Below are 9617 nucleotides of genomic sequence, written 5' to 3'. Positions count from 1 at the left end.
TCAGCAGAATCATTCAATGCTAAAATTAAAGCGTTTAGGGCTCAATTCAGAGGAGTGAAAAATGTAGAATTCTTTCTATACAGATTAACCACAATCTTTGCTTAAACACAACTATTAGGCTTGATCCCATTTTATATTCAAGGGTTTCATCTTCATCACGGCCAAAGACCAATTGATCGTATCGCGTGGTGATTTCGTCCTTATTGAGATCCTCTGCAATAACCGGTTTTTTGATCTTACGTTTTATATAGCTGACCAGGGCATTACTGCGGGAACTGGCAAACTCCTTGAGCTTTTGATTGTCTATCTTCCCAATTCCTACCCGGTAAAATAGGTCCAGACTGGTTTTTAAATTAAAAAACACCACCAGTTCGTTCACCGTCTTCTCGTTGAATGGAATTTTCTGGGCTTTTAGTTTTCGTGCCAGAATAGCCTTTCCTTCTTCGGCGATCTCTTTCTTTTCTTCTTTTAGGGAAGATTTTATCTTGGCCCTGGCTCTCGCCGTGGTGGCATAATCCAACCAGTTGATATTGGGTTTGGCACTTTCCGAAGTTATTATCTCGACCTGATCACCGCTTTTTAGTTCGTGGCTTAACGGCACTAGTTTATTATTTACCCTGGCCCCCCGGGTTCTTAAGCCTACCTCAGTGTGGATACTGAAAGCAAAGTCCAGAGGAGTGGCTCCTTTAGGCAGGGATTTAAGGTCACCCTGAGGGGTGAATACAAAGATCTCCTTGGAATAAAGATTGAGTTTAAACTGTTCCACGAAATCCACAGCATTGACATCTGGATTCTCAAGGGCTTCCTGCAGTTTGTTCAACCACTCTTCAATACCGTGATCCTCCTGAACGTCTCCCTGTTTGTATTTGTAGTGGGCTGCATAACCTTTTTCTGCTATTTCATTCATCCGGTCACTCCTTATCTGCACCTCTACCCAACGACCCTTGGGACCCATAACCGTGATATGAAGGGCTTCGTAACCTGTGGATTTTGGAGAGGATATCCAGTCACGCAAGCGGGTAGGATTTGGCCGAAAGTGATCGGTAACGATAGAATAGATTTTCCAGGCCAAAAACTTTTCAGTGGCAGGATTACTTTTGTAAATAATTCGGATGGCGAATTTGTCATAGACTTCCTCGAAAGACACATTCTGTGCTTTCATTTTCCGGTGTATCGAATATATGGATTTTGGTCTGCCTTTAATTTCATATTCCAGATCCTCCTGGTTCAGAGAATCTTCAATGACACGGGAAAACTCCTTGATATAGGCATCCTGCTCCTCCTTGCTTTCCTTTATCTTAGTATGTATATCCTTGTATACCTCTGGTTCTGTATATTTTAACCCAAGGTCTTCAAGTTCTGTTTTAATATTATACAGGCCGATACGGTGAGCCAGAGGAGCATAGATGTATAGGGTTTCCGAAGCGATTTTTTCCTGTTTATCAGGTCGCATCACATCCATGGTTTGCATATTGTGAAGCCTGTCAGCTATCTTAATGATGATAACCCGTACATCATCATTGAGGGTAAGAAGCATCTTCCTAAAGTTTTCAGCCTGAAGGGAAACATCCTTATCCTTTTTAAGGCTGGAAATCTTAGTGAGGCCATTGACAATTTTTGCTACCGTTTCCCCAAACATTTCCTGGATTTCTTCTACGGTATATTTGGTATCTTCAACGACATCGTGTAAGAGGGCGGCAGCAATGGAAGTAGCATCGAGTCCAATCTCTGAAGCCACAATTTTTGCCACAGCAATTGGGTGGAATATATAGGCCTCACCGGATTTTCTCCGTTGATCTTTATGCGCCTCTACCGAGATATCAAAAGCTTTTCTGATCAGTTTTTTATCCTCATCGCTTAAGCTCCGGTAACTAATGCGTAGGAGCTCTTTATATTGCCTGGCAATTTGTTTATTTTCTTTTTCTATAGCTGCTTCTGTCATAACCTGAATATACGATTAAGATTTAAATGAAACAAAAATCAGGCCCCGGTTAAATTCCTGTATCGCTGCAGTAGCGGAGGATGAGAGTAATGCATAAAAACATAAGCTTTGTGCGGGGTGAGATTGCTTAAATTATTACCAGATAACTTTTTTAGACCCGAGATCAGTGGTTGTGCTGAATAGGTTTTTCGTGCAAAATCATCGGCCTGGTATTCGAATTTTCTTGAGATCAGGTTCATGATCAATCCGGTGATTTCAGAGATAGGGCTGTAGAGGATTCCAAAGGCGACCAGACCTACATGAAAAGATGGGATCTCTACTCCAAGAGCCTGTGATAGCACCGGACTACCAACCAGTAAGGATAAAAGCCAAAGGGTGAATCCGGTGGTAAGGACCGAGACTGCCAGATTGGTAATGATATGCTTTTTCTTATAATGGCCTACCTCGTGGGCCAATACCGCCACGATCTCTTCTTCCTCGAGATCATTGATCAGGGTATCATATAAGGTGATGCGTTTTTCCCTTCCAAAACCTGAAAAATAGGCGTTGGCCTTGGTGCTTCTTTTGGACCCGTCTATGACAAAGATGTTGTCGAGTTTAAAACCAACGCTTTTTGCATAGTTCTCAATCTTATTGCGCAGGGATCCTTCTTCGAGCGGAGTTTGCTTATTGAAGATCGGAACAATGAGTCTGGCATAAAACATATTCATAAAAATCACAGAGATCGCCACCAGGATCCAGGTATACCACCAGAAATCCTTACCGGCAAATTCATAGAACCAGACAATTGCAGCAAGGATACCGCCTCCAATAATACTCATCATGATCCATCCTTTGAGCTTGTCAAGCCAGAAGGTTTTCTTTGTGGTTTTGTTGAATCCGTATTTTTCTTCAATGACAAAAGTACTGTACCAGGAAAAGGGTGTAGTAAGGAGGTCACTTCCCAACATAATGATTGCGAAGAAAATCAGGGCAATCCAGATGGGGTGATCACTAATGTTTCTGGCAATACTATCTACCCAGGGGAACCCCCCAAAGACAATAAAGCCCAAGGTGAGAACCAGGGAAAAGCTGGAAGTAATCAACCCAAAGCGATAACGCTCTTTTTTATAACGCTGTGATTTTTGATAAGCTTCATCATCATATACATCGTCGAGCTCTTCGGGGACGGGGTCATCAAAATGTTTGGCATTGAGGCTATCGAGGATCTTGTCAACAAGAAAATCCAGGACAATAATTGCAATGATGATATAATAAAGAGTTTGGGGATTCAAATGCTTTGATTTTGGAGATTAATGACGAACGGACCGTTGTCTTTTTGCTTCAAAAATAAGAATTCCGGCGGCAACTGAAACATTCATAGAATCTATTTCACCATTCATGGGAATGATGATGTTTTCTTCTGAATTTTCCAGCCAGGAATCCTCGAGTCCAGTAGCCTCTGTTCCTACCACGATTGCCGAAGCACCTGTATACTTTATACTGGTGTAGTCAATAGAAGCCTGAAGTGCTGCAGCATAAATTTTTATATTATTTCTTTTTAAAAAGTCAATGATCTCTTCTGTGCTACCAGTGGCCATAGGGGAGGTAAAAACACAGCCAACGCTGGATCGGATGATATTGGGATTAAAAAGGTCGGTTTTTGGATTGGCAATAATGACCAAATCAAGACCTGCAGCATCAGCTGTGCGCAGGATCGCTCCGATATTACCCGGTTTTTCAGGGGCCTCAGCCACTAGAATTAGAGGGTTTTCAGTGTTAAATTTTATATCAGCCAGGCTTATATCACGAGTTTCAAAAAGAGTCAAAAGCCCTTCTGTGCTGCCGCGGTAAGCGATCTTTTCATAAACCTCTGAAGTTAATTCGATAATATCAGGCTTTTGATCCAAACCTTCGATTAATTCATGAAGATTCTCTGCAGGAAACAGGGCTTGGCAAAAAAAGATCTTTTTTAGCTTAAAACCTCCTTTCAACGCCAATCTTGTTTCCCTAATTCCTTCTACTAAAAATACGCCTTCCCGTCGACGTATGCGCGATTTTTCCTGAAGCTGATGCAGGTGCCTTATCTCTTTGTTTTGCGAACTGCTTATTTGCTTGTACATAGGGTAAAATTAATCAGATTTACATGATGACAAATAAAAAAGCTCCCAATTTGAGAGCTTTTTTATTGAGTATATCGGTAGAAATTATTTTCCCTGGCGTTCGTATTTATTCATATAGCGATTATATAACTCGGTTTGATGACTCTCCAGGCTTATATCTCGTCCCTGGATGAAGGCCTTTTCTATTATATTGCCGCGCATATCAAGCGCATCGCCCTGGCTAATAAAGAGCGTCGCGTCTTTTCCTTCCTCCAGACTTCCCGCAAAGTCTGCTATTCCCAGGATCTCTGCTACGTTGGAGGTGATAAGGGAAAGGGCATCTTCTTTATCCATACCATAGGCCACAGTAGTGCCTGCATAAAATGGAAGATTTCGGGTGTTCATCCTTTCCATTTGTCCACTGCTTTGTAAGCCAACCAATACGCCCTCTTTATGGAGCAGGGTTGCCAATTTGTAGGGAAGGTCATAATCATCATCTTCGTTTTCAGGTCTGCTGTGGACTCGTGTGATTAAAACTGGGATATCATTTTCTTTTAGTTTATCGCTTAATTTATGGGCATTATAGCCTCCCACAATAACCAGCTCCTCGAGGTTTTGGTCTTTCTTGAACTGGATTACATCCTGGATCTCTCTTTGGCCATCTACGTGAACGAAAACTTTTTTATCCCCATTGAAAACGCTTTCCATAGCCAGGTAGGGCAGGTGCTTAACCTTTCTTTCCCCCTGCAAGTAGGCACGGGAGGAATTAAAAAAATCGGTCAAATCCCGGAGACGACTTTGATATTCTTCGCTGGGCTTGATCCCTGGATCTTCCCCGGCCCACCAGCGTCCACGGGTAAAACTTCCAGGCCAGTTTATATGAATGGCATCATCCTCTTTAACCACAGCATCCTCCCAGTTCCAGGCATCAAATTGCATGATAGAGGAGGTGCCGGATATTCTGCCCCCGCGCGGAGTGATCTGTCCCATCAGCACGCCATTAGGGCGCATCGATTCTATCAATTTACTTTCAGCATTATATGCGATAAGACTGCGAATATGAGGCAGCATTGTACCAAGCTCTTCTTCATCATCGGTAGCGCGAACGGCGTCAACCTCTACCAATCCTAAGGTGGCATTGGCGGCAATAAACCCTGGATAAAGATGTTTTCCTTCAGCCCTGATAAGCTCTCCTTCCGGCTCAATTTGATCTTGGCTGCCTATGGCAGTGATTTTGCCTTCCTCAAAAATGAGGATACTGTTTTCTATTACCTGTCCATTCCCGATATGGGCTGTGGCCCCTACAATACTTATGGTCTCGGTTTGTTTTGGGGCAGGGGTTTGTTGTGCAAGCCCTGTACTTAAAGAACAGATAAATACGAATATGAATAGATATGTTATTCTCATTGTCTTTTTAATTTTAGTGGATTTCTTCTAGGAAGTCACAGTGGATGTGTTGTTCTTTCTTTTGGGTTACTGGCTGGGTTTTTACCCCGTTGTTTTTCGCTTTCAACATCTGAGTGATCAGTTCATTTCGTTGCGCTGAAATCCTCTCGCGCAATTGCTGATCTCTTTCGATATCAAAATATACTTTTCCCTGAATGAGCGTTTTCTCAGGTTTAGCATATACCGACAGGGGATGATCATTCCATAGGACCAGATCGGCATCCTTTCCTGGTTTGATACTCCCTACTTTGTCATCTATATGGAGTAATTTCGCCGGATTAAGGGTAACGAACTTCCAGGCATCTTCCTCGGAGACTCCTCCATACTTTACGCTTTTGGCTGCTTCCTGATTGAGCCTACGACTCATTTCTGCATCATCACTATTTATGGCTACGGTGACTCCCTGGCTGTGCATAATAGGTGCATTGAATGGGATCGCGTCATTAACTTCAAATTTATAAGCCCACCAATCAGAGAACGTGGAGCCACCGGCGCCGTGTTCTCTCATCTTATCGGCCAATTTGTAACCTTCAAGTATGTGAGTGAAAGTGTTGATGTTGAAATCGAAATTCTCAGCCACTTTCATCAACATATTGATCTCACTTTGAACATAGGAGTGTGCCGAAACATAGCGGTCCATATTGAGAATCTCCACGATGGTTTCCATTTCTAGATCTTTCCGGTAATCCTTATCCCTCTTCTTGTTTTCCTCATAGTGGCGGGCGCGGGTAAAGTAATCGGTGAAAACCTGTTCAACCCCCATGCGGGATTGAGGAAATCTAGAACGACTCCCCCAGTTAGATTGTTTTACGTTTTCTCCAAGGGCAAACTTGATGAACCCAGGAGCCTGCTCAAAGATCATATCCTCGGCAGATTCCCCCCATTTAAGTCTTAAAATTGCTGACCTTCCTCCAATGGGGTTGGCCGAACCGTGTAAGAGCTGGATGGTAGTTACCCCACCGGCCAGATTTCGGTAAATGTTAATATCGGTAGGATCTACAACATCTTCCATGGTGACTTCGGCGGAAGAATTATGACCTGCTTCATTGATGGCAGAGGCGGCAATATGGGAATGTTCATCGATAATTCCTGAGGTCAAATGTTTTCCGGTAGCGTCTATTACAGTAGCATTGCCAGCACTGAGATCCTGTCCGATTTTGGAAATCTTTCCATTGCGGACAAGCACATCGGTATTTTCCAGGATTCCTTCCTTTTCATTGGTCCAAACCGTTGCATTGGTAAAAAGCAGGGTTTCCTCCGTGGGTTTTTCATGGAATCCGTAGGCATTATTGGGATAACTTACGGGTTTTACTTCTGGGGTCTTCTCTGACTCCTCTTCTTTTTCCTTTTGCGTTACCTGGCCTTCCTCCTTTACAGCAGTAAAGGTTGTTTCCTTACCATTGGCAAGTATAGCTCTTCCTGAAATCTTATCGGTTTGAGAGGGCACGTTGGCAACCAATCTGATGAATTCGGTTTTTGTAGTATCAGGCGAGGAAAGCAGCAGGTTCATCCAATTGTCAACAAAGCTTAATTTTGAACCAATTTTTGTATCATTCAATTTCACCTCTGCTTTTGGTTTTGCTGGCTCCCCGGTGATCTTTAATTCATAGGTCTCTTGGCCTACTGCCAGGTTGTATTCACCTTCGATCTTAGTGATGTTCATATTCTCAAGAACTGCTCTCTGACCCTGGATCCAATTTTCATACAGGGTGGTTTCCTTATCGAAAAAATCACCTGAGGTAATGATAAAATTAGCCCATGCCCCTTCTTTAATGCTTCCCAGGCGGTTTTCCTGACCAAGGAGACGGGCAGGGACGGTGGTTAAAGCTGCCATGGCATCCTCTTTGCTAAGGCCGTACTCTACAGCCTTTATCAGGTGCTTTCTGAAATTTTTTTCAGGATCAATGCCCTGGGTGGTGATGGTAAAAGGCACATCGTGCTCTGCAAGCATTTTAAGATTGGCCGGAGCTTGATTCCAGCGTTTCATCTCGTGAAGGCTAACCTGTGAGGCCATAAATGGATCCTCCACATCGTAGGCCTCCGGAAATTTTAAAGGCACAATATAAGTGGCTCCGCTTTCTTTGATCTCATCCAGGCTTTCATATTCAAATCCACTTCCCAGGATGGTATACCCCAGACCGAATTCCTTACCGATTTTTGCTGCTCTAAGCTCATCAAGAAGGTTATCGGTAGCGAAAATTTGTAAAAGGTCTTTATTGCGGTTTAAGGCTTCTAAAGCCAAATCCTTATTCTGAGCTTTTCCTTTGGCATACCACTGGGCATCCAGGTATGCCTGCCGGATAAGAGCCATAGCACCCATTTTTGAGGTAGGATAGGCCTGACGGGAAGTTTTGCTTTTATCAAAGGATAAATATTGCCCTGAACGTTGATTTAGGATTCGGTCCCCGTCACTACCGTCAGGATTAAGAGCCACCAGCACCCCGTTTCCTCTTATAATGCCATCGGCAAGGTGGGTATTGACAACTCCGAAACCTGCTTTATGTAACTTGTCTGATAAACCTTTATCAAAACTAAAGGTAGAGAGAGGATCATTATCGGGACGAATGTGGTCATTCCAGTAATATCCTTCTCTGCTGGCTTCATATTGGGGTTGACCATTTCCGTTGTCCGCCGCTTTGGGTTTGGCTATACCGAACTCGCTGTACAGATCGATAAAAGAAGGATAGACCTCTTTACCTTTGAGATCTATAATCTGGCTATTGGGGGGTATGCTGATATCCTGGCCAACAGCACTGATCTTGCCATCTTTTACGGCAAACATTCCGTTGGTAATCACGGTGGTAGGATTAACATGGATATTGGCATTTTTAAAGACTGTAGTACCGGTCTTTGTGGTTTTTACACCATCATTTTTAGGGAAGTATTCCTGGGCCTGTAGTTGAGTGGCTGCCAGAAATACAAACAGTAGAAATTTTAATTTCATAAAATCTAAAGGTTTAATTGGAATGCAAATTTTTTGTTAGAAAAGGGCGTAAAATAAGAAAATTTTAATAAAAGCCTGTGCCGGGCACCGCGGTATTTTTTTCTCCTGAGAAATAATTCACCAGAAGGGCGACCACATAACTATAGCTTTTCATGCCTTCGGATTGGTTATTAACCATAAGATACCTGTTATAGGTAGCCTGGAACAAGGGTTCGAATGGGTTCTGATGCCGTAACCAGAAATCATCAACTTCACGGTAGTTTGCCAGGATTCCTGGTCTGATTTTATTCTTTAAGACTTCAAATTTCTTCTTGTCCCGGCGGTACAATTCATTTAAACTATATCGCAGGGCAAAGGTATAACCGGCATACCTGAAATACACATCGGGATGATTCATCGTAACCAGACAGGCTATGAAATTGGCCTCATTCTCCTTGGCAAAACCCAACTGATGACCGATTTCATGACTTGCGGTAGTCGGAATTTTAAATTTTACAATCTGGGTGTTAACCTGGGCCTCTCCAGTCAGGGGATTCAAATATCCGTTGAACCCCATATAGGTTAAAGGTATACTGTAAAGCGATCGTTTTATATTAGAATTTTTGTACCTGAGCTCAGGGAATTCCTGACTTAGATGGTCATAGCCAATAATGGTTTGCTCAAATAACTCCTTTTTGGAATACGGTATGGCTATGGCTAAAGAATCATCGGTTTCCAATTCCTTGTGCAATTGGTTGGATTTGGCAATGAGTTTTTCCGATAAAAGGATAAGTTCTTCGGTGGTATAATCGTGTTCTACTTCCAGGGTCTGATGCAATGGCAGCCGGTAATAATTTAAACCCCAGATCAGATGAAAACAAGCATAAACTACCGAAAGGGTAGCAAGGGCGTCTATGATCCATTTTCTGGGATTTCGGAATCTGGTCCTAAACCTGCGGAGGATCCAAATCAGGAGCATCAGCACCAGTACGGCATAAAGAAAATCTCCGAGACTAAAAGGGAGGAACCCCAGGGGAAAGCGCATCAAACTTGAGATCCATGGATATATACCACGGCTATAATAGTCTTCAATAAACAAGGGGTACTCTGCCAAAAGACCAATGACTATGATCTGGACTGGCAGCAGGCCGGCAAGTACATAGAGGCTTTTCCTTTTCACCTTTCAAAAATAACATTTATCCTTGGATGAGCCACGGTTTGGTTA

The 9617-nt window shown here is 42.9% G+C and carries 6 protein-coding genes; all 6 read right to left on the bottom strand.

Features of this window, described 5'->3' with window-relative positions; genetic code table 11:
- Positions 1 to 46: 46 nt before the first annotated feature.
- The gene (locus ACW6NC_RS10960; protein ID WP_457866013.1) at positions 47 to 1942 is read right to left on the bottom strand and encodes a RelA/SpoT family protein; all 1896 of its coding nucleotides are present in this window, start codon (positions 1940 to 1942) and stop codon (positions 47 to 49) included.
- Positions 1943 to 1980: 38 nt separating this feature from the next.
- Positions 1981 to 3216, bottom strand: a complete 1236-nt coding sequence (locus ACW6NC_RS10955) for a M48 family metallopeptidase (protein ID WP_457866012.1) — start codon at positions 3214 to 3216, stop codon at positions 1981 to 1983.
- Positions 3217 to 3234: 18 nt separating this feature from the next.
- Complete coding sequence (locus ACW6NC_RS10950) at positions 3235 to 4044, bottom strand: TrmH family RNA methyltransferase (protein ID WP_457866011.1); 810 nt, start codon at positions 4042 to 4044, stop codon at positions 3235 to 3237.
- Positions 4045 to 4128: 84 nt separating this feature from the next.
- Positions 4129 to 5430: an amidohydrolase family protein gene (locus ACW6NC_RS10945; RefSeq protein ID WP_457866010.1), complete on the bottom strand. Its 1302-nt coding sequence runs from the start codon at positions 5428 to 5430 to the stop codon at positions 4129 to 4131.
- Between the two features lie 13 nt (positions 5431 to 5443).
- Entirely contained in the window at positions 5444 to 8413 is a 2970-nt protein-coding gene (locus tag ACW6NC_RS10940; protein ID WP_457866008.1) for an amidohydrolase family protein, read from the bottom strand.
- A gap of 64 nt (positions 8414 to 8477) precedes the next feature.
- Complete coding sequence (locus ACW6NC_RS10935; RefSeq protein WP_457866006.1) at positions 8478 to 9572, bottom strand: DUF3810 domain-containing protein; 1095 nt, start codon at positions 9570 to 9572, stop codon at positions 8478 to 8480.
- Between the last annotated feature and the right edge of the window lie 45 nt (positions 9573 to 9617).

This window comes from Salegentibacter profundi (assembly GCF_054121475.1).
The sequence above is the reverse complement of the archived record's forward strand: the minus strand, read 5'-3'. Positions and strand labels throughout refer to the sequence as shown.

Coding starts and splice junctions, on each gene's coding strand:
- ACW6NC_RS10960 (WP_457866013.1), bottom strand. CDS start 1,942: ATGACAGAAGCAGCTATAGAAAAAGAAAATAAACAAATTGCCAGGCAA.
- ACW6NC_RS10950 (WP_457866011.1), bottom strand. CDS start 4,044: ATGTACAAGCAAATAAGCAGTTCGCAAAACAAAGAGATAAGGCACCTG.
- ACW6NC_RS10945 (WP_457866010.1), bottom strand. CDS start 5,430: ATGAGAATAACATATCTATTCATATTCGTATTTATCTGTTCTTTAAGT.
- ACW6NC_RS10940 (WP_457866008.1), bottom strand. CDS start 8,413: ATGAAATTAAAATTTCTACTGTTTGTATTTCTGGCAGCCACTCAACTA.